General features: G+C 58.2%; 22 protein-coding genes and 1 pseudogene. 13 read left to right on the top strand and 10 right to left on the bottom strand.

Going from position 1 to position 19,192, the window contains the following annotated elements; translation table 11 throughout:
* Positions 1–3: 3 nt before the first annotated feature.
* The 3 genes from rsfS to BM395_RS18455 are packed head-to-tail and all read right to left on the bottom strand — an operon-like array spanning position 4 to position 2,318.
* Positions 4–375, bottom strand: coding sequence for a ribosome silencing factor (gene rsfS / locus BM395_RS18465; RefSeq protein WP_069900789.1), 372 nt, complete (start codon positions 373–375; stop codon positions 4–6).
* 37 nt (positions 376–412) lie between these two features.
* Positions 413–1,057, bottom strand: coding sequence for a nicotinate-nucleotide adenylyltransferase (gene nadD, locus BM395_RS18460; protein WP_090514693.1), 645 nt, complete (start codon positions 1,055–1,057; stop codon positions 413–415).
* On the bottom strand, positions 1,050–2,318 hold the full coding sequence (locus BM395_RS18455) for a glutamate-5-semialdehyde dehydrogenase (RefSeq protein ID WP_090514690.1): 1,269 nt from the start codon (positions 2,316–2,318) through the stop codon (positions 1,050–1,052). The genes nadD and BM395_RS18455 overlap by 8 nt, the downstream gene beginning before the upstream one ends.
* A 376-nt stretch (positions 2,319–2,694) precedes the next feature.
* Here BM395_RS18455 and BM395_RS18450 point away from each other — a divergent pair, with 376 nt between their 5' ends.
* Positions 2,695–3,411, top strand: coding sequence for a DNA-3-methyladenine glycosylase (locus BM395_RS18450; RefSeq protein WP_090514685.1), 717 nt, complete (start codon positions 2,695–2,697; stop codon positions 3,409–3,411).
* A complete protein-coding gene (locus BM395_RS18445) occupies positions 3,408–4,727 on the top strand; it encodes a bifunctional DedA family/phosphatase PAP2 family protein (protein ID WP_090514682.1) in 1,320 nt (439 codons plus the stop codon). The genes BM395_RS18450 and BM395_RS18445 overlap by 4 nt, the downstream gene beginning before the upstream one ends.
* Before the next feature lie 20 nt (positions 4,728–4,747).
* Here the strand turns inward: BM395_RS18445 and BM395_RS18440 are convergent, their stop codons facing one another.
* The 3 genes from BM395_RS18440 to BM395_RS18430 form a co-directional block, all read right to left on the bottom strand.
* A complete protein-coding gene (locus BM395_RS18440; protein ID WP_069900740.1) occupies positions 4,748–5,338 on the bottom strand; it encodes an LON peptidase substrate-binding domain-containing protein in 591 nt (196 codons plus the stop codon).
* 69 nt (positions 5,339–5,407) lie between these two features.
* On the bottom strand, positions 5,408–6,124 hold the full coding sequence (locus BM395_RS18435) for an LrgB family protein (RefSeq protein ID WP_090514679.1): 717 nt from the start codon (positions 6,122–6,124) through the stop codon (positions 5,408–5,410).
* A complete protein-coding gene (locus BM395_RS18430; RefSeq protein WP_090514676.1) occupies positions 6,121–6,483 on the bottom strand; it encodes a CidA/LrgA family protein in 363 nt (120 codons plus the stop codon). Before BM395_RS18430 ends, BM395_RS18435 begins: the two co-directional genes overlap by 4 nt.
* 245 nt (positions 6,484–6,728) lie before the next feature.
* Here BM395_RS18430 and BM395_RS18425 point away from each other — a divergent pair, with 245 nt between their 5' ends.
* The 7 genes from BM395_RS18425 (at position 6,729) to BM395_RS18395 (ending at position 11,570) form a co-directional block, all read left to right on the top strand.
* Positions 6,729–7,184: a MaoC family dehydratase gene (locus BM395_RS18425; protein ID WP_090514673.1), complete on the top strand. Its 456-nt coding sequence runs from the start codon at positions 6,729–6,731 to the stop codon at positions 7,182–7,184.
* Positions 7,185–7,333: 149 nt separating this feature from the next.
* Positions 7,334–8,998 carry a C13 family peptidase gene (locus BM395_RS18420; RefSeq protein WP_090514669.1) on the top strand — a complete coding sequence of 555 codons (1,665 nt, stop codon included), beginning with the start codon at positions 7,334–7,336 and terminating at the stop codon, positions 8,996–8,998.
* Between the two features lie 74 nt (positions 8,999–9,072).
* Positions 9,073–9,714 (top strand): oxidoreductase, encoded by a 642-nt coding sequence (locus tag BM395_RS18415; protein ID WP_069900735.1) that lies wholly within the window; start codon positions 9,073–9,075, stop codon positions 9,712–9,714.
* A gap of 13 nt (positions 9,715–9,727) precedes the next feature.
* Positions 9,728–10,078, top strand: coding sequence for a DUF5629 family protein (locus BM395_RS18410; protein ID WP_090514666.1), 351 nt, complete (start codon positions 9,728–9,730; stop codon positions 10,076–10,078).
* Complete coding sequence (locus tag BM395_RS18405) at positions 10,075–10,686, top strand: class I SAM-dependent methyltransferase (RefSeq protein WP_090514663.1); 612 nt, start codon at positions 10,075–10,077, stop codon at positions 10,684–10,686. The genes BM395_RS18410 and BM395_RS18405 overlap by 4 nt, the downstream gene beginning before the upstream one ends.
* Before the next feature lie 65 nt (positions 10,687–10,751).
* Positions 10,752–11,237 carry a YbaK/EbsC family protein gene (locus BM395_RS18400; protein WP_090514660.1) on the top strand — a complete coding sequence of 162 codons (486 nt, stop codon included), beginning with the start codon at positions 10,752–10,754 and terminating at the stop codon, positions 11,235–11,237.
* A 57-nt stretch (positions 11,238–11,294) separates the two neighbouring features.
* Positions 11,295–11,570, top strand: coding sequence for a peptide methionine sulfoxide reductase (locus BM395_RS18395; protein WP_090514657.1), 276 nt, complete (start codon positions 11,295–11,297; stop codon positions 11,568–11,570).
* A 3-nt stretch (positions 11,571–11,573) separates the two neighbouring features.
* On the opposite strand, the gene BM395_RS18390 is transcribed toward BM395_RS18395, so the two are convergent.
* The 3 genes from BM395_RS18390 to mpl are packed head-to-tail and all read right to left on the bottom strand — an operon-like array spanning position 11,574 to position 13,860.
* Entirely contained in the window at positions 11,574–11,858 is a 285-nt protein-coding gene (locus tag BM395_RS18390; RefSeq protein ID WP_090514654.1) for a YceK/YidQ family lipoprotein, read from the bottom strand.
* A 16-nt stretch (positions 11,859–11,874) separates the two neighbouring features.
* Positions 11,875–12,507: a flavin prenyltransferase UbiX gene (ubiX, locus tag BM395_RS18385; protein ID WP_069900729.1), complete on the bottom strand. Its 633-nt coding sequence runs from the start codon at positions 12,505–12,507 to the stop codon at positions 11,875–11,877.
* A complete protein-coding gene (gene mpl / locus BM395_RS18380; protein ID WP_090514651.1) occupies positions 12,508–13,860 on the bottom strand; it encodes a UDP-N-acetylmuramate:L-alanyl-gamma-D-glutamyl-meso-diaminopimelate ligase in 1,353 nt (450 codons plus the stop codon).
* 194 nt (positions 13,861–14,054) lie between these two features.
* On the opposite strand from mpl, the pseudogene BM395_RS23640 reads away from it, so the two are divergent.
* The 3 genes and pseudogenes from BM395_RS23640 to BM395_RS18370 form a co-directional block, all read left to right on the top strand.
* Positions 14,055–14,201 (top strand): annotated as a pseudogene (locus BM395_RS23640) (phosphonoacetaldehyde hydrolase); the annotation flags it as partial.
* A 126-nt stretch (positions 14,202–14,327) separates the two neighbouring features.
* Entirely contained in the window at positions 14,328–15,848 is a 1,521-nt protein-coding gene (gene exaC, locus BM395_RS18375; protein WP_090514648.1) for an acetaldehyde dehydrogenase ExaC, read from the top strand.
* 196 nt (positions 15,849–16,044) lie between these two features.
* Positions 16,045–16,500 carry a GNAT family N-acetyltransferase gene (locus BM395_RS18370; protein WP_069900726.1) on the top strand — a complete coding sequence of 152 codons (456 nt, stop codon included), beginning with the start codon at positions 16,045–16,047 and terminating at the stop codon, positions 16,498–16,500.
* Positions 16,501–16,558: 58 nt separating this feature from the next.
* Here BM395_RS18370 and BM395_RS18365 read toward each other — a convergent pair whose 3' ends face one another.
* On the bottom strand, positions 16,559–18,178 hold the full coding sequence (locus BM395_RS18365) for a serine/threonine-protein kinase (protein WP_090514645.1): 1,620 nt from the start codon (positions 18,176–18,178) through the stop codon (positions 16,559–16,561).
* A gap of 110 nt (positions 18,179–18,288) precedes the next feature.
* Here BM395_RS18365 and BM395_RS18360 point away from each other — a divergent pair, with 110 nt between their 5' ends.
* Positions 18,289–19,131: a M90 family metallopeptidase gene (locus tag BM395_RS18360; RefSeq protein ID WP_090514642.1), complete on the top strand. Its 843-nt coding sequence runs from the start codon at positions 18,289–18,291 to the stop codon at positions 19,129–19,131.
* The last annotated feature ends 61 nt before the right edge of the window (positions 19,132–19,192 follow it).

Below are 19,192 nucleotides of genomic sequence, written 5' to 3'. Positions count from 1 at the left end.
CCCTTACTCTTGGTCAGCGTCGTGCTCTGGCGCGTGCTGTGCACGGCTCTGCTCTGCACCTTGCCACAGACGCTCAAGGTCATAGAACTGACGGGCAGTCGGCAGCATTACGTGCACCACGATATCGCCAAGGTCGAGCAGCGCCCACTCCCCGGTGTCCAGACCTTCGCTACCAATTGGACGAACGCCTTGTTCCTTGACCTTTTCCAGCACGTTGTCGACCAGCGACTTAACGTGACGGCTCGACGTACCGCTGGCGATGACCATGAAATCGGTGATGCTGGTCTTTTCGCGCACATCGATTGTGGTGATGTCTTGCGCCTTGATGTCTTCCAGCGCGGCAATGGCCAGTTTGACCAGTTCTTCGCTGCTGATATTTTGCTTCTTCATAGGTAACTCTTTTGCCTCATGTTCAGTTCGACGCACGGTAAAGTCCGTGCGTATTGATGTAGCTGAGTACCGCGTCGGGTACTAAAAAACGGACTGATTTGCCGCTGCCAAGCAGCGAGCGAATCAGCGTGGCAGACACTGCCAGAGGCGTCTGCCAGATAAACGAAATCTGCCCGCCGGGCCCGCTTAATGACTGCGGGTCACTGGTACTGCGTGCAGCCAACAGATCGCGCAGCGCCTCGGGTGGATCAATATCGGCATCCGGGCGCTGCAGCACCAGAATATGGCAGTGCTGCAACAACTCTTGCCAACGGTGCCAGCCTGGCAACCCACAAAAAGCATCCCAGCCCAGTAACAAAAACAGCTGATCGTCTGGCGCCAACTCCGCGCGAAACGACTCCAGCGTGTCGATGCTGTAGGAATACTGCTCACGCTTTAGCTCACGGTCATCGACCATAAGCGGCGCCAGCCCTGCAACCGCTTCGGCCACCATCGCCAAACGATCCTGGGGGCTAACCTGCGGTGTATCGCGATGCGGTGGACGAGCGCTGGGGATCATCCGCAGCTCATCCAGCCCCATAAATTCGGCAACTTCCAGCGCACTGCGCAAGTGGCCAATGTGCACCGGATCGAAGGTGCCGCCAAACAGGCCGATACGTTTAGGCATTCTGCCCGCGCAACTGACCGTCACCGATCACTACGTATTTTTCGCAGGTCAGGCCTTCAAGCCCGACCGGACCGCGAGCATGCAGTTTATCGGTAGATATGCCGATTTCCGCGCCCAAACCATACTCAAAGCCGTCGGCAAAGCAGGTCGGGGTATTCAGCATTACCGAGCTGGAATCAACTTCGGCAAGAAACTGCCGGGCCTGACCCTGATGCTCAGTAACGATTGAATCAGTGTGGTGCGAGCCGTAATGATTAATGTGTTCAATCGCCTGCTCCAGGCCATCAACCACACGAATCGACAGGATCGCATCGAGGTATTCGCTATTCCAGTCCTGCTCGGTAGCCGCAACCGCCTCAATCACCTCAAGCGTACGCGGGCAACCGCGCAATTCGACGCCCTTGGCGCGGAACTGCTCGGCCATGGCCGGCAGAAACTCGGCAGCAACGGTTTTATCGACCAGCAGCGTTTCCATCGCCCCGCAAATGCCATAACGGTAAGTCTTGGCATTGAAGGCAATCTGTTGCGCCTTGGCCAAATCAGCACCGGCAGCCACGTAAACATGGCAAATGCCGTCGAGATGCTTGATGACAGGCACCCGCGCATCACGACTGATGCGCTCAATCAGGCCCTTGCCGCCACGCGGCACGATCACATCAACAAACTCGGGCATGCTGATCAAGGCGCCCACCGCTGCACGATCAGTGGTCTCAACCACCTGAACAGCTGCGGCCGGTAATCCGGCTTCGGCCAAACCGGCCTGAATGCAAGTGGCAATCGCGCGATTGGAGTGAATGGCTTCTGAGCCGCCGCGCAGGATAGTCGCGTTACCGGACTTGAGGCACAGGCTGGCCGCATCGATGGTCACATTCGGGCGTGACTCGTAAATAATCCCGATAACGCCCAGTGGCACGCGCATCTTGCCGACTTGAATCCCGGACGGACGGTAGCTCATGTCGCGAATCGCACCGACCGGATCGGGCAAACCCGCAACCTGGCGCAAGCCTTCAATCATGCCGTCGATACGCGCTGGCGTCAGGGCCAGACGGTCCAGCAGTGCAGGTTCAAGCCCGTTCGCACGGCCTTTGGCCAAATCTTGCTCATTGGCTTCGGTGAGTGTTTGCCGGGCAGCATCCAGTGCGGCGGCAGCAGCCAGCAGCGCACGGTTTTTCTGCGCGGTCGAGGCGCACGCCACGACGCGCGAAGCACTGCGGGCTTCACGGCCAAGGCGGGTCATGTAGTCAAGCACGGACTCAGTCATGGTCTCGATAGGCCTGGCGGGAAATAAAGCGGCTGATTATAGCGGGGCCGAAGCCCCACGCACAGCAGTGCTGGGCGGATGGTCAACCACTGGAGCATTATTTTGTCGAAATAGTCGCCGAAAGCTCTGTTCAAGCGACTAAATCAGCGGAATTGGGGCCTTCATGAAGTTTTATCCAGCCTTGTCGCCCGCCAATTGCGCACACGTATTAACGACATTGCCAAGGGTAGAGTAAGAAATGCCGGCGTGCTGTCAGATCTCGCCACACTTTATAGTCGAACTCCCGATACGCCCCCGACTCAGATGAACCAACGCGCAATTGTTATGATCATGCCTGTTACACAGGCCCATTCACCGCCAGCCGAAACCCAAACGTATGCAGCCAACCCCAGCTCAGTCCTTTGCAGATGCCGAAACAAGGGCTTTACCCGATAGCTTTTTCGACCGCGATGCCTGCACCCTCGCCCAAGATTTACTCGGCAAAGTCATCCGCCATCTTCACGGCGACCTCTGGCTGAGCGCCCGCATCATTGAAACCGAGGCCTATTACTGCGCAGAAAAAGGCAGCCACGCATCGCTGGGCTACACCGAAAAACGCCGGGCGCTGTTTCTCGACGGCGGCCACATCTATATGTATTACGCCCGCGGAGGCGACTCGCTGAATTTCAGCGCTCAGGGGCCGGGCAATGCTGTGCTGATTAAATCCGCTTTCCCGTGGCTGGATGGCCCCGATGCCGACGCGCAGCTGGCCCGCATGCACAGCAATAATCCGGATGCGCGCGGCGGTGCGCGCCCCCTAGAGAAACTCTGCGCCGGGCAAACCCTGCTGTGCAAAACGCTCGGTCTCAAGGTGCCCGACTGGGACGCCAGGCGCTTTGATCCACAGCGTTTGTGGGTCGAAGATGTCGGCCAGCGCCCGCAACTAATTGTGCAAACCACCCGTTTGGGCATTCCACACGGTCGCGACGAGCAACTACCCTACCGTTTTGTCGACCACGGTTATGCTCGATACTGTACGCGCAACCCTTTGCGCCGCGGCCAAATGGAAGGCCGTGACTATATCTGCCTGCCATCAACGGAGCTTCATCAATGAGTCAATGGCTTGATAGCATCACCACTTGGCTGGCAGCCAACCCCCACTGGCTTGGCGCGGCGGTTTTCATCGTCGCCTGTACCGAGTGCCTGGCCATCGCCGGCATTATTGTGCCAGGTACCATTTTGCTGTTTGCCGTTGCGGTCATGGCCGGTAGCGGTGCGCTCAGCCTTGGTGAAACCCTACTGCTCGGCTTTGCCGGCGGTTTGCTCGGAGATGTGCTGTCTTATACGTTGGGCCGCTACTTCCATCAGGACATCCGCCGCCTGCCCGGTTTGCGCACTCATCCGCAGTGGTTGAGCGCCGCCGAGAACTACTTCCGCCGTTACGGTATCGCCAGCTTGCTTGTGGGCCGATTCATTGGCCCGCTTCGGCCGATGCTGCCAATGGTTGCCGGTATGTTCAACATGCCGGCGCTGCGTTTTTTCGGAGTCAGTCTGGTAGCGGGCGCAGGCTGGTCTATCGCCTATCTGATGCCGGGATGGGCAACCGGCGCGGCCTTGCGCTTGCCGCTACAAGAAGGGTTCTGGACCCAGGCGGCAATTGTCGGCGCCAGCCTGGCCTTGTTTTTGGGCGCCAGCATCCAACTCGCCGTGCGCGCTTCATCGCGCAGCAGCATGATTAACGCCGCGCTCAGCCTGTTGCTGTTGATTGCCCTGATGATCGGCTGGCCACACTTATCGGCCTTCGATAACGGCCTCATGACCCTGACGCAAGAAGTGCGTACAACCGGCTTCGATTCCATTGCCGTGTTCGTGACCCTGCTGGGCAACTTCGTTCCGCAACTGGTTGCCGGTTGCGCGCTGGTCGTCCTGCTGTTGGTCACCAAGCAATGGCGCGCCGCGCTGTTTGCCGGCACCACCCTGCTGGGTACCGCCGCCTCCAATGGCGCGCTCAAAGAATGGTTTGCCCGTACCCGCCCGGAAATATTGCTGGAGCCGCTGCAAACCTTCAGTTTCCCCAGCGGCCACAGCTCGGCGGCGTTTGCCTTTTTCCTGACGCTTGGAGTTTTGGCCGGACGCGGCCAACCGGCGCGCTCAAGGCTCAGCTGGATGCTGGTGGCCGGTTTGGCTGCATTGTCTATCGCGCTGTCGCGAATCTATCTGGGCGTTCATTGGCCGAGCGATATTCTCGCTGGCGCAATGCTCGCAACCACCTGGTGCGCATTGAGCCTGAGCATCTACCGGTTCATCGGCCCGGTGCCAGCACTGCCGCCGCGCGTGTGGTGGCCTGTTTTGGTGGTATGTCTGGGGATTCTCGGCGCGTACGCCGTATTCAATCTGAGCGACAGCCTGCTGACATATCGCTATCTCTGATCAACCTGAGCAAGGGCGACTCAAGCGTTGAGGTCGCCCTGTAACTGATCAATCATTTCCTGCAGTACCAGCAAGCGCTCAGAAGGCGAGTCGAGCGCAAGCAATTGCAGTTTCTGCTCGGGCAGCAACGGCAGCAGATAGCCCAGTTGATTGGCCAGGTCCGACTGCCCACTGGCCTCGTCGCCCATGCCGAGCGAGTCAACCAGCGGATGCTGAGCCAGGGCGCTGAGCAATGCGGCCAAATCCGCATGCTCCTCACCAAGCGCCAAATCGGGCTCATCTTCGAGCCATTGGGCATCGGCCACAGTTAGCTGATCCGGCAATACCGAGGCATGCTGCACACGAAAACGCCGACCGCCTTCCACGCGAATACCCAGCAAGCCGTTGGGCTGCTGTTGAAAGTCCCGCACCAGCGCTTCACAGCCAATTGCCGAGAAACGCGGCGCGGCGTCGCCCACTTCTTCGCCTTCGACGATGCACACCACGCCAAAGCCTGCCGATTGCTTCATGCAGCGCCCGATCATGTCGAGATAGCGCGCCTCGAAAATCTGCAAATCCAGCTTACAGCCGGGAAACAGCACGGTGTTCAACGGAAACAGTGGCAAATTCATTTAGCTGTCCTTAAGCAAAAACAGAAGCCCCGAGGGACTCCACGGCAAATCGGTTCGCGGCACGCTGGCTCAACTCCAGAAAACCACGGCCAGCGGCAGCAGTACCGCAGTCAACATGCCCATCAGGCTCATGGCCAACGCGGCAAAGGCTCCGCATTCCTCGCTTTCCTGCATGGCGCGCGAAGTTCCTACAGCGTGAGCGGTTATCCCCAGCGCCAAGCCCATGGCGGCCTGATGCTTGACTCGGCATAGCTTCAACAGCGTCGGCCCGAGAATCGCGCCTGCCACCCCGGTGAGCATCACAAATACTGCCGCCAACGCCGCCGTACCGCCGATCTGATGCGCCACCAACATGGCAATCGGTGAGGTAACTGATTTGGGCGCCATACTCATTAGCATGATTTTTTCAGCGCCGAACAACCATGCCAGGCCGATACCCAGAACGGTCGCAACCGTACCGCCAACCAGCAGTGTCAAAACTGTTGGCCAGAACAGCTGGCGTATCCGGCGCAGATTCAGGTACAGCGGAATGGCCAGCGCTACAGTCGCCGGGCCAAGGAAGATAGTCAGCGCTTCGGCACTGGCTTTGTAGTCGTAGTAACTCAAGCCGCAGAGCAACAGCACAGCGATCAGCAACAGCATCGACACCAATACCGGCTGCAAAAAAACCCAGCGGGTTTTCTCATAAGCGGCCATGGCAATCTGATAGGCACCCAAGGTAATACCCGCGCCAAACAGCGGGTGATGAGTCACAGCGTCCCAGGCGCCGATCCAGTCCAGAGTCATGCGTCACCCCGCTGGCGTTGCTGACGCTCAATCAACCGCTGCATGAACCAGCCGGCAAACACCATCGACAGCACCAGCGATAACACCAGCGCACCGACCACCGCCCAGAAATCCGCAGCAATGGCATCGGCATAAACCATCACCCCAACTGCCGGCGGCACCAGCAGCAGTGGCAAGTACTTGAGCAAGCTGCTGGCGGCCACGCTGAGCGGCTCGGCCACTTCGCCGCGCAGCAGCAGGTACACGAACAACAGCATCATGCCGATGATCGGCCCGGGCAACATGTGCAGCACCAGAACATTCAGCGCCGTGCCGAGCAATTGGCACAGCACCAGCCAAGACAAACCACGTAGCAACATCAAACATCTCCAGATAAGTGATGACATGCATCACTGCAGTGCCGACGCGCAGGCTGCATATTGCAGCACTGAATGCGCAATCGGCAGCTCATAGTGCTGACCATTATAGGCCGATGCTGCCAAGCTCTATACCTGATCATTCAACAACTCATTGCTTGCTTGACCGTCACAGTCTGGCGTGATGATCTTGGGCTGAGGGATTTAAGCCCCGCACCCATAAAAGACTCGTCTCCCATGGAGGGACTATGCCGTTAGTACCTGTCGCTGAGTTGGCCAACTATGTTGGTAAAGAATTAGGGCGTTCTGAATGGATGAATATCGATCAGGAGCGAATTAATAAATTTGCGGATTGCACGGGCGACCACCAGTTCATCCATGTCGACCCGGAAAAAGCCAAGCAAACGCCGTTTGGCGGCACCATCGCTCACGGCTTTCTGACGCTCTCACTGATCCCGGTGCTGATGGAAAGCATTCTGGTGCTGCCGCAGGGCCTGAAGATGGTGGTCAATTACGGCCTGGACAGCGTGCGCTTCATTCAACCTGTTCCGGTTAACTCCAACGTGCGCTTGGTCGTGACCATGACCGAAGTGACCGAGAAAAAACCTGGCCAATGGCTGGTCAAGGCCAATGCGGTGCTGGAAATCGAAGGTCAGGAAAAACCGGCCTATATCGCTGAGCCTCTGTCGCTCTGCTTCGTCTGAGCCACTCGCTCAAGCATTAGGCGCCAACCAGCGCCTAATGCTGAAATGACATGCGGCAAAAGCACGCTGAGCTTTTTTCAGTGCCGCCCTCTGCCACACCGCGACGAATGCGGCATACTCAGGCAACTGCCAATTCGCGGACCTGATTCATGCGCGCCCTTGTTAGCTGCACCTCCCTAAGCCTCGTGATGCTGCTCGCGGCCTGCGACAACGGTACGCCGTGGTTGCCGCCAGACGCGACCTTACCTGACGGCAGCCACTACCACGGCAAAATTGTCGATGGCTTGCTGCAAGGTTCGGGGCGCCTTGAATACCGCAACGGCGACTGGTTCGAGGGAAACTTCAAAGACGGTTTGTTTGACGGCCAGGGCGAATGGCAAAGCGCTGATGGTGAGCATTACACCGGTACTTTCAGGAAAGGCGAATTCTCCGGCAACGGCCACATCGAGCGCCGCGACGGCAGCATCTACACCGGCGGTTTTCGCAATGGCCAGTATTCCGGGCTGGGCAAACTCGAAGAGGCTGACGGCAGCAGCTACCTTGGCAATTTCAGCAATGGTTTGGCCGAAGGTCAGGGCGTGCGCAGCGAAGTCGACGGCACGCAACTGACCGGCACGTTCAAGGCCGGCAAGTTAACGGGCTTGGGCACCCTTAAAACCAACGAAGGTGACCTTTACAGCGGCCAGTTCGAAGACGGCATGTTCGCCGGACAAGGCCGTTTCAGCAATTCGCTGGGCGATACCTGGAGCGGGCAATTCACCGACAACAGCCTCAATGGCCTGGGCCGATACAAAGGCACAGATGGCGCTGAATACTCGGGCGAGTTCAAGGACTGGCAATTTCACGGTCAGGGCGAATTGCATCTGGCCGACGGTCGCCAATACAAGGGCAGCTTCCGCTACGGCGAATATGCCGGCAATGGCACATTGACCGAAAAAGACGGCAGCCAGCAGAAAGGCTACTGGCAAAATGGTCAGCGAGTCCGCGATGCAGCCGGCAAGCCCCTGCCCGATCCACTGGAAACCGGCTTGCTGAAACAGGGCAAACTGCTCGATAACGCACTGGCAAACGTGCCACCTTCGACCCCGGCGATCGAACTGTATACCTTGGTGCTGGCGGGAGATGGCAGCCAGAGCGTGTTCATGCGCGAGGCCGACTATGTGACCGACTTGCTCAAGCAACGTTTCGCGGCGCGCGGTCAGATCGAACTGGTTAATCATCGCGATCACCTGGCCGACCGCCCGCTGGCCACTCGGGAGAACCTGCGCCTGGCGGTTGAAACACTGGCCAAACGCAGCGGCCCCGAAGATCTGCTGTTTATCTACATGACCAGCCACGGCTCGCGCAGCCATCGCCTGAGCCTTGAACAGCCGCGCATTGAGTTGCGTGATTTGTCGGCGAACGAGTTGGCGACAATACTTAAACCACTCAAGCAGCGGAACAAGGTCGTGGTTATTTCAGCTTGCTACTCCGGTGGTTTCATTACCCCCTTGCAAGATCAATCGACCCTGATCATGACCGCCGCACGCAAGGATCGCGTGTCATTCGGCTGCTCGGATGATAACGACTTCACCTACTTTGGCCGCGCCCTGTTTGCTAACGCGCTGAACCAGACTGATGACCTGGAGCGTGCGTTCGAGCTGGCCAAAAGCGAAGTGAGCCAGCGCGAAAAGGAGGATAACTTCGACCCCTCCGAACCGCAGATTGCGCCGGCAAAAGCGGTTACCCGACAGTGGCAAAAAATGCGCGCTATCCAGGCAGAGCGAGCCCTTAACTCCCCGACTGAAGCAGCAGCAAAATCTGTGAAGCACTGAACATTGCGACTTAAAACGACGAAGTTTTCCTCCAGCCTGATAAGCTCAATGGTATCTACGGAGAGTTCGAGACCATGTATTTGACGCCCCAGAATATTTTACTTGCCGGTGCCACCGGCTTGACTGGTGAACACCTGCTGGACCGATTACTAAACGAACCCACTGTTGAGCGCGTCCTTGCCCCAACGCGCAGGCCACTGGCTGAACACCCGCATCTGGAAAACCCGGTAGGTGAATTGCTCGATTTACTGCCACAGCTGGACGGTAAAGTTTGCACCGCCTTCTGCTGCCTTGGCAGCACCATCAAACAAGCCGGCTCGCAACAAGCGTTCCGCGCTATCGACCACGACCTGATTGTTGCTTTCGCCGCACGGGCACGCGAGATGGGCGCAAGGCATTTGCTGGTAATCAGTGCGTTGGGCGCCGATGCTGACTCTTCGGTGTTCTACAACAAGGTCAAGGGTGAAACTGAAGAGTCGCTGAAAGCACAAAACTGGCCGCAGCTGACAATTGCGCGGCCATCGCTGCTGCTCGGCTCGCGTGATGAAGCACGGCTTGGCGAGCAACTGGCGGCGCCTGTTATGCGCTGGGTGCCCGGCAAGTATCGCGGGATCGAAGCGACCGTGCTGGCACGTGCGATGTGGCGTCTGGCGCTGGAAGAAGACGCCGGTGTGCGCATTATCGAGTCCGACCAACTACGCAAGCTTGGCCGCTGAGCCGGAGAATCTCATGAGCGTTACCCATAACAGCCTGATTGAAGCACTCGCCTCGGCAGACATGCTGGAAATCGACGGCCTGTATGCATGGCAATTCAATCTGGACAATGAGCTGCTGGCGCAAGTCAGCGCGGGCTCGGCCTCCAGCGACAGCCAAAACCAACCTCTGCTGACACTTGAATGCATCGACGGCCGTGATCGTCGCCACTGGAGCTTCTCGTTGAGCCAGATTTCGGCGGCGAAGTTCGATGGGCAAACCGACAGTTGGACCATCAGCAATGGCGAGGGCGAGCACCACCTCAAATGCTTTGCGGCCATCAGTGGCAACAATGACGACGACGATGATGACGCTGTAGACGAATGAAACTCTACGACCGCTATATTCTGCCGCACCTGATCGACTTCGCCTGCGGCATGGGTGAAGTCATGAAGATGCGCTCTCTGATCGTGCCGCAGGCGCATGGCCGGGTGCTGGAAATTGGCATTGGTAGCGGACTAAACCTGAGTTTCTACAACCCCGAAACCGTCACGGCGGTGGTCGGTGTCGACCCGTCTGCCGACATGCAGAAGCTGGCAAAAGAACGCGCTGCAAAGCTGACAATTCCGGTTGAAATGATTGCCCTCGAACTGGGCCAGATCCAGGCGCCGGATGCCAGCTTCGACAGCATCGTCTGCACCTTCACCCTGTGCACAATTCCAGATTCGGTCGCCGCGCTCAAAGAGATGCGTCGGGTGCTCAAGCCAGGCGGTCGTTTGCTGTTTTGCGAGCATGGCCTGGCGCCGGAACCCGAGGTTGTACGCTGGCAGAATCGCCTCACACCCATCTGGAAACCACTCGCCGGTGGCTGCCACCTCAACCGCGATATTCCCAAGTTGATCGCCGATGGCGGCTTCACCATCGGCCAGATCGACATGCGCTACCTCCAAGGTCCCAAAGCCATGACCTACGTGTATTCCGGCTGGGCTGACTAAACCACAGGGTTGACGCTAACGCGCCAATCTTTGAGCATGGCCAGCGAACCAGATGGAGCCTTGCAATGAGCCTCGAATCCGTGCGCAGCTTTCTCGCCGAGAATGCCCCCGACATCACCATTATCGAACTCGACACCAGCACCGCGACGGTCGCCCTCGCAGCAGAGGCGCATGGCGTTGAGCCCGGACAAATTGCCAAGACCCTGGCATTTCGAATCGGCGAGCAAAATATTCTGGTGGTCGCTCGCGGCGACGCCCGCATCGATAATCGCAAAATGAAACACGCCTTTGGCAACAAAGCCAAAATGCTCGACGCCGATACCGTGGTCGAGATGACCAGCCATCCGGTGGGCGGCGTCTGCCCGTTCGGTTTGGCAAGTGATGAATTGGTGGTTTATTGCGACGAGTCGCTGCGTGCATTCAGCGAAGTGCTGCCGGCTGCAGGCTCGGTGAACAGCGCAGTGCGCATTTGCCCGGAACGCATGGCCAAGCTGGTAAATGCCCGCTGGGTGGATGTCTGTCAGTCACTTGCTGAAACACCCGCCGTGTAATTTTTTGCCGCCATGTTGCTCTACAGGCCTCAAAGTTTTTCGCAGTGAGGCCACACCATGCACCGCAACCTACTGGCAAAGATTCTTAGCTTGCCGACCGGTTTCAGCAGAGCACGCTTTCGCGGGCGCACTTACAGCGTCAGCAAGATTGTTTACAACGACGGGCTGAGTTTCAAAGTGTATGCCGAAGAACTCGGCGGCAAAGATTTCATCAGCTTCAATTACTATCAGGTCGGCTCAAACGCCACCCTCAAACCCTGCGAAATGCCGGAGGCCAAGGTCGAGCAGTTTCTCAATGAGCTGAGCCTGACCGAGCCGAGCATGGCCGTGTGAGCATTACAGCCCGCCGGTAACACTCAGGCCAACACCCAACGCGGTGGCGATGGACAGCGGCAGCAACAAGGTATCGAGCAACGCGCTGGCAGGCAGGTCCAGCGCTGCATACTCAGGCGCTTCTGCGCCGTAGCGGTCTACCGGGCAGCAGCCGCCATTGATGGCATACCAATCCAGTCGAGTACCGGCATAGACCACGGGCGCGTTGAGTTTGGCAGCATCGAGCGTGCGCACCGTGGCGCACCCGCTCAATTGCAGCACCAGCAGCGCCAAAACAACTTTAGCCATACCTGAGCGGCCAGCTCTAGCCCTCATCGGATACCTGATGATGCTCGCCCCAGCGTGGCAGCATGTCTTGCGGTACGCCGAGACAATTGAGAATGCGTGCGACGACAAAGTCGATCAAATCATCAATGGTTTGCGGCTGATGATAAAAGCCGGGCGCAGCAGGCAAAATGGTTGCGCCCATATTCGACAGCTTGAGCATATTCTCCAGATGAATGCTGGAGAACGGCGCCTCGCGCGGCACCAGAATCAACTGCCGACGCTCTTTCAGGGTCACGTCTGCGGCGCGCTCAATCAGGTTATTGCAGGCGCCCGTTGCAATGGCCGACAAGGTGCCGGTCGAACAAGGCACCACCACCATCGCACTCGGCGAACCAGAACCGGACGCGACGGGCGCCATCCAGTCCTCTTTGCCGTACACCCGGATTTGCCCCGGCGCGGCCCCGGTGTATTCGCTCAAAAACTGCTGAATGGCCTGCGGCTTGGCAGGCAGGCACACATCTGTTTCAGTCGCCAGAACCAACTGCGCGGCCTTGGAGATCAGAAAATGTACCTCACGGTCTTCCTGCACCAGGCAATCGAGCAGACGCAGACCATATTGCGCGCCAGAGGCGCCAGTCATGGCCAGGGTAATTCGTTCAGGTCCGAGCATTTAGCCCTCCAACGCTTTAGCCAGTTTGCCGTGCAAGCCGCCAAACCCGCCGTTACTCATCACCACCACTTGAGTGCCAGGCGCAACCTGCGCCTTGACACTGGCGATAATCGCCTCAAGTGAATCACAGACCTCGGTCGGCACTGTCGAGCTGGCAACCGCCGCAGCCAAGTCCCAGCCCAGATTCGCCGGCGCATACCAATACACCTGATCGGCCTGAACCACCGAAGTTGGCAAGCCTTCGCGGTGAGCGCCGAGCTTCATCGAGTTCGAGCGCGGCTCGATAATCGCAATCAACTTTTGCCCGCCGATTTGCTTGCGCAGGCCATCCAGCGTGGTGGCGATGGCCGTCGGGTGATGGGCGAAATCATCGTAGATGGTCACGCCGTTCACTTCAGCGACCTTCTCCATGCGCCGCTTGGCATTCTTGAACAGGCCCAGCGCCGCAATACCCAACTCCGGCACCACGCCAACATGGCGCGCCGCTGCCAGCACAGCCAAGGCATTGGCCACGTTGTGCTGGCCGGTGAGCTGCCAGTCGACAAGACCTTGCACCTTGCCGGCGAATATCACCTCAAAGCGCGAGCCGTCTTCACTGAGCAGATTGGCTTGCCACTCACCGCCGGCTCCCGTGGTTTGCACCGGCGTCCAGCAGCCCATGTCTATAACGCGCTGCAACGCGGTTTCGCTGGCCGGATGAATAACCAGGCCTTCACTCGGAATAGTGCGCACCAGATGATGGAACTGGCGCTCGATGGCCGCCAGATCAGGGAAGATGTCCGCGTGATCAAACTCAAGGTTGTTCAGAATCGCGGTGCGCGGGTGGTAATGCACGAACTTCGAACGCTTATCAAAAAACGCACTGTCGTATTCATCCGCCTCAATGACGAAGAACGGCGTATCGCCGAGTCGCGCCGAAATACCGAAATTCTGCGGCACACCGCCAATCAAGAAACCTGGGCTCATGCCCGCATGCTCCAGCACCCAGGCGAGCATACTGCTACTGCTGGTTTTACCGTGGGTACCGGCCACAGCCATCACCCAGCGGCCTTGCAGCACATGATCGGCAAGCCATTGCGGGCCGCTCACGTAGGGCAGGCCCTTGTTGAGCACATATTCAACTGCAGGATTACCGCGCGACATGGCGTTGCCAATCACCACCAGATCAGGCGCCGGCTCAAGCTGCTGCGGGTCGTAGCCCTGAGTCAGCTGAATGCCCTGAGCCTCAAGCTGGGTGCTCATCGGTGGATAGACGTTGGCATCGGAGCCGGTGACATGATGCCCCAGCTCCTTGGCCAGAACCGCCAACGAACCCATGAATGTGCCGCAAATGCCCAGAATATGAATATGCATGAATAACCCAAACCTCAAAAAACGGACCGCATAAGCCCGACAAAATCTCGCCGCAGGTTAGCACAGCGCCAGCCTGTGCGAAGCGTCTCAACTGCTCAGAACGTGCACCTTGGCAAAGGTTGCCAGCGCGCTGCAAAAAGACTGCATCGCGCAAGGTTATTTGATGCGGGCAATCAAGCTGACGCCGCGCAGAAAAACTGAACCAAGCGCGTGCCCGTATCGTCCAGATGTTTGAGGGCTCACGCCCGCATTATCTGATCGACACCCTCAATGAGTTGCCTCAAGTGCTCGATGAAATTAATGCACGTCTCAAGCGTGGGGAAACGCCGCAAAGCGTCTAACCTTGAACGATGCAGCGCGGCCTTTACTGCCCAGTCAACCGCCGGCTGCATCGGCTTTTTAATTGCAGGGGAGCTCAGCACCGCTGCAAACCTGAACATAACGGAACAACCAGAGAGGTCCGCATCATGATTTACGCCAAACCCGGTACGCCAGGCGCTGTCGTTTCATTCAAGACCCGCTATGGCAACTTTATTGGGGGTGAGTTTGTTGAGCCTGTAAACGGCCAATACTTCACCAACACATCTCCTGTCACCGGTGAGGTGATTGCCGAGTTCCCCCGTTCAGACAAAGACGACATTGAGCGCGCACTGGATGCGGCCCACGCCGCTGCTGACGGCTGGGGTAAAACCAGCGCCCAGGCGCGCTCGCTGATTCTGCTGCAGATTGCCGATCGTATCGAAGCCAATCTGGAAAAGCTCGCCATCGCGGAAACCTGGGACAATGGCAAAGCCGTGCGCGAAACGCTGAATGCCGACGTGCCACTGGCCGCTGACCACTTCCGCTACTTTGCCGGCTGTATCCGCGCGCAAGAAGGCACAGCCGCCGAAATTGACGAACACACCGCCGCCTATCACTTCCACGAACCCTTGGGCGTTGTAGGGCAAATCATCCCGTGGAACTTCCCGCTGCTGATGGCCGCCTGGAAACTGGCCCCGGCCCTGGCTGCCGGTAACTGCGTGATTCTCAAGCCCGCCGAGCAGACGCCGCTGTCGATTTGCGTGTTCGCTGAACTGGTCGCCGACTTGCTGCCAGCGGGCGTACTCAACGTTGTTCAGGGTTTTGGCCGGGAAGCTGGCGAGGCATTGGCCACCAGTAAGCGCATTGCCAAAATCGCCTTCACCGGCTCGACGCCGGTAGGCTCGCACATCATGAAATGCGCAGCCGAGAACATCATTCCGAGCACCGTGGAGTTGGGCGGCAAGTCGCCCAATATCTTCTTCGAAGACATCATGCAGGCCGAACAGACCTTCATCGAAAAGGCCGCCGAAGGTTTGGTACTGGCCTTTTTCAATCAGGGTGAAGTGTGCACCTGCCCGTCTCGCGCACTGGTGCAGGAGTCTATCTACGAGCCGTTCATGCTTGAGGTGATGAAGAAGATCAAGCAGATCAAGCGCGGCAACCCTCTGGATACCGACACCATGGTCGGCGCGCAGGCTTCCGAGCAACAGTTCGATAAAATCCTCAGTTACCTCGACATTGCGCAGAAGGAAGGCGCGCAACTGCTCACGGGCGGCGCCGTCGAGAAACTCGAAGGTGATCTGGCAACCGGTTATTACATTCAGCCGACCTTGCTCAAAGGCCGCAATGATATGCGCGTCTTCCAGGAGGAGATCTTCGGGCCTGTGGTCAGCATCACCACGTTCAAGGATGAAGCCGAAGCGCTGGCAATCGCCAACGACACCGAATTCGGCCTTGGCGCCGGTGTATGGACGCGCGACATCAACCGCGCCTACCGCATGGGCCGTGCGATCAAGGCGGGCCGGGTTTGGACCAACTGCTATCACTTGTATCCGGCGCATGCTGCGTTTGGCGGCTACAAGAAGTCTGGCGTTGGCCGTGAAACCCACAAAATGATGCTCGACCATTACCAGCAAACCAAAAACCTGCTGATCAGCTACGACATCAATCCGCTCGGTTTCTTCTAACCGCGCTCTCCTTGCAGCCGGGTCACTCTGGCCCGGCTGCAACCTGAAGACAAAATCAAACGCTTGCTTGGATTGCGCTTTCAAAAAGCATTAGGCAGCATCAGCTTTATGCACGGGCATAGCATTTGCTTCATTTGCCGGGTTACGTCCTGCAAAAGTGCTAACTCAATCGTCCAACAGAAAGCCGAGGATCATCATGCGCATAGTCCAAGCCACGCTGGAACATCTGGACCTGCTCACCCCGCTGTTCGTTAAATACCGTGAGTTCTACGGCGAACTGCCCTTCCCCGATTCCTCGAAGGCGTTTCTCGAAAAACGTCTGCGCCGCAAAGAGTCCGTTATCTATCTAGCCCTTGCCGATGAAGAAGACAAACTGCTGGGCTTTTGCCAGCTTTACCCCAGCTATTCTTCGCTAGCGCTAAAGCGTGTGTGGATTCTCAACGATATCTACGTGGCCGAAGACGCCCGCCGCCAGTTGGTTGCGGATCGTTTGCTGCAAACCGCCAAGAACATGGCTAAAGAAACCAACGCAGTGCGCATGCGCGTATCCACCAGCCTTGATAACGAGGTGGCGCACAAGGTTTACGAGTCGATTGGTTTCACTGTCGATGAGCAGTTCAAGAACTACACGCTGCCCATCAGCAAGGATTGAACAGCACTGCCCGGCGGCTGACTCGGCCAGTCCGGGCACTGATGCAGCGCAGCCGTTTTTAATGGCCGCTGACACTCACCCACAAACCCACCGCCAACTGCACAAACAATACCCCCAACAAGGCGTAGCGCCAGACTGGCAGGGCTTTGTAGCGCGCGGTATCAACTATTGGCTCGTGCTTGAGTGGCTGCAGCAAACCTTGCTGAAACTCCGACAGCGCATCGAATCGCGCAGCCGGAAGCGGCGCCAGCGCCCGCGCCAAGACGCCATCCCAGCCTTGCGGCAAATGCGCGGCGAATTGGCTAAGCGGCACGTAACTACTCGCGCCCGCACCGTCCGGCCGGGCAATCTCCGGCCACTGCCCGGCAACCATCCAGTAAACCAGTGAAGCCAGCGCGAACTGATCGGCACGGCCATCTAGCGTGCGACCCGCGCGCACTTCCGGTGCCAGCGGCATTGCCTCAACTGGCAAGGCCTGACGCGCCACACCCGGTAAAATCGCCGCCCACTCAGGCAGCAACACCACATGCATGTGCGCATCAATCAGGATATTGCGCGGTGCCAGCCAAAGCCCCTGCATACCGCGACGTTGCAGCGCGCGCACCGCATCCAGCAGTTGCCCGAAAATGCTCATGACCTGACTGTGCGTCAGCGGCCTGCGCGAGTTGACCCAGTCAAACAGGCTGACAGCGCCTTTGGCCGGCGCCTCATAAACATTAAACGCATGCAGGCGCGGCTCACGCGCCGATAAAACGCGGGGCAGACTCGGCGCCAAGCAGCGGCGTAATACCCATTCACGCTGCCAAAACGCCTCATCCGCTGGCCCCTCAGCCAACCACACAATCGCCCGGCGGCCATTACAATCCTCGGCATTGAATACCCGGCCAGCGGGGCCAAAAGCGCATTCATCCAGAAGCGTCCATCCATCCAGCATCTGTCTCGTAGCGCCTGCTACAGCTGGCCAGTGAGCGACCGCGACGTCTTCAGCACGGCTTTGCCCAGCCTGCGGCAGCATCAACGCAGCAGCGCCTGGCGCATTGAGCAAAGGCTGCAGTAAATCCTGCAACTCGCTTTCAGGCGTTTGTTGCTCGGCGTCTTGCATGGCCTTGAAGCGATTGCACAGCGTTTCCAGATCGGCGACACCGAACAGCGGCTGGGGCGCCAGCAATATCATCTCGCCGCAGTTGAGCGGCAAACTGTGCTGCACCAGCGCCAACTCGGCCTGCATGCCCAACTGCAATCCATCATGCCCGGGTAAGCTGTGCAATTGGCTGTCACGGTAACGCAGCAGCCCGACTGCACCCGCTTGCAGAAACTGTGCGTGACCGGCTTGCAGCAAAAGCATGCCGACATTGAATTGCGCGGTCATGCGCCCAGCTTGGCGCAGATGAAACAACTGCAAATTCAGAGCAGCCAGCACCTGCCGCGCAGCCTGGGCCTCGCTCCATGTTTCAGGTGTGCAGCGATAGTCAGCAAACAGAGCGTCGAGATAATGCTCGACGTTACGCACCACATCAGTGCATTCGCGCGCCCATAACAGCACCACAATCAGCACAGGTGCTCGCCCTTGCCTGCCGGCCATCCACTCCATGCGCACGCGCGCAGCCTGCGCAGGCAGGTCGATACCGTGGCCATGCAGGAGCGTAACTGCAGGGTGATCCATGCGTTCTATCGACATCGGTGCACCTCCCTGAATATTGCCTGCCTGCGACATTGCAGCCTTTGTGCCGCCTTGCCGCAAATGGCACCGCGCTATATGGTGAAACTCCCCAACCCGGATTAATTGCCATGTGGTTGTTCAGTGACTTGCGCCGCCGACACATCCTCAAGAACAACCCGGTTGAGCCGCAGACATGGGCCGAGGTACTCAAGCGCCTGCCGATTCTGGACGGTCTGGATGCCGAGCAACTGCAGTGCCTGCGCGACCGCGCGGTGGTGTTTCTGGATCAGAAACACCTCAATTACCTGCCCGGAGTTGAGCTAAGCAAAGTTGACCGGCTAACGCTTGCCGCGCAGGCAGAATTGCCTTTGCTGGCGCTCAGCGAAGATTTGAACTGGTATCAGGGCTTCCATGAAATTCTGCTCTACCCGGATGACTTCCTCAGCCCCCAGCGCAACCGCGACGCCAGCGGAGTGGTTCATGAGTGGCAAGGCACACACAGTGGCGAGGCGTGGCTGCAAGGCCCGATTATCCTGTCGTACCCGGGCGTGCGCAGCAGTGGCGGCTGGCTGGCTTACAACCTGATCATCCATGAGCTGGCGCATAAGCTCGACATGCTCAATGGCTCTGCCAACGGCCATCCGCCATTGCATGACAACATGCATATCGAAACGTGGGCAGAGGTTATGCAAACCGCGTTCAATCACCTCAATCAGCTTTTGGATAACCATCCGCACTCACCGCCGCCCATCGATGCTTACGCGGCAGAAAACCCTGCCGAGTTTTTTGCCGTGTGCAGCGAATACTTCTTTAGCGGCCCGGATCTGCTTCACTCGGCCTATCCAAAGGTCTATGAGCAGTTCAGCCTGTTTTATCGCCAAGACCCGCTGGCACGCTTGAAATCGCTGCATGCAGCCGATCCGCATTACCATACGCAGGTAAACCGCAGCGGTCACACGACCAACGGCTAATCCGGACGCCATAGCAACGCGCCGCGAATATGCCTATAATCGCGCCACTTTTTTTCGCCGA

This window comes from Pseudomonas marincola, from assembly GCF_900116605.1.
In the GTDB taxonomy this organism is placed as follows: domain Bacteria; phylum Pseudomonadota; class Gammaproteobacteria; order Pseudomonadales; family Pseudomonadaceae; genus Aquipseudomonas; species Aquipseudomonas marincola.
The sequence above is the reverse complement of the archived record's forward strand: the minus strand, read 5'-3'. Positions and strand labels throughout refer to the sequence as shown.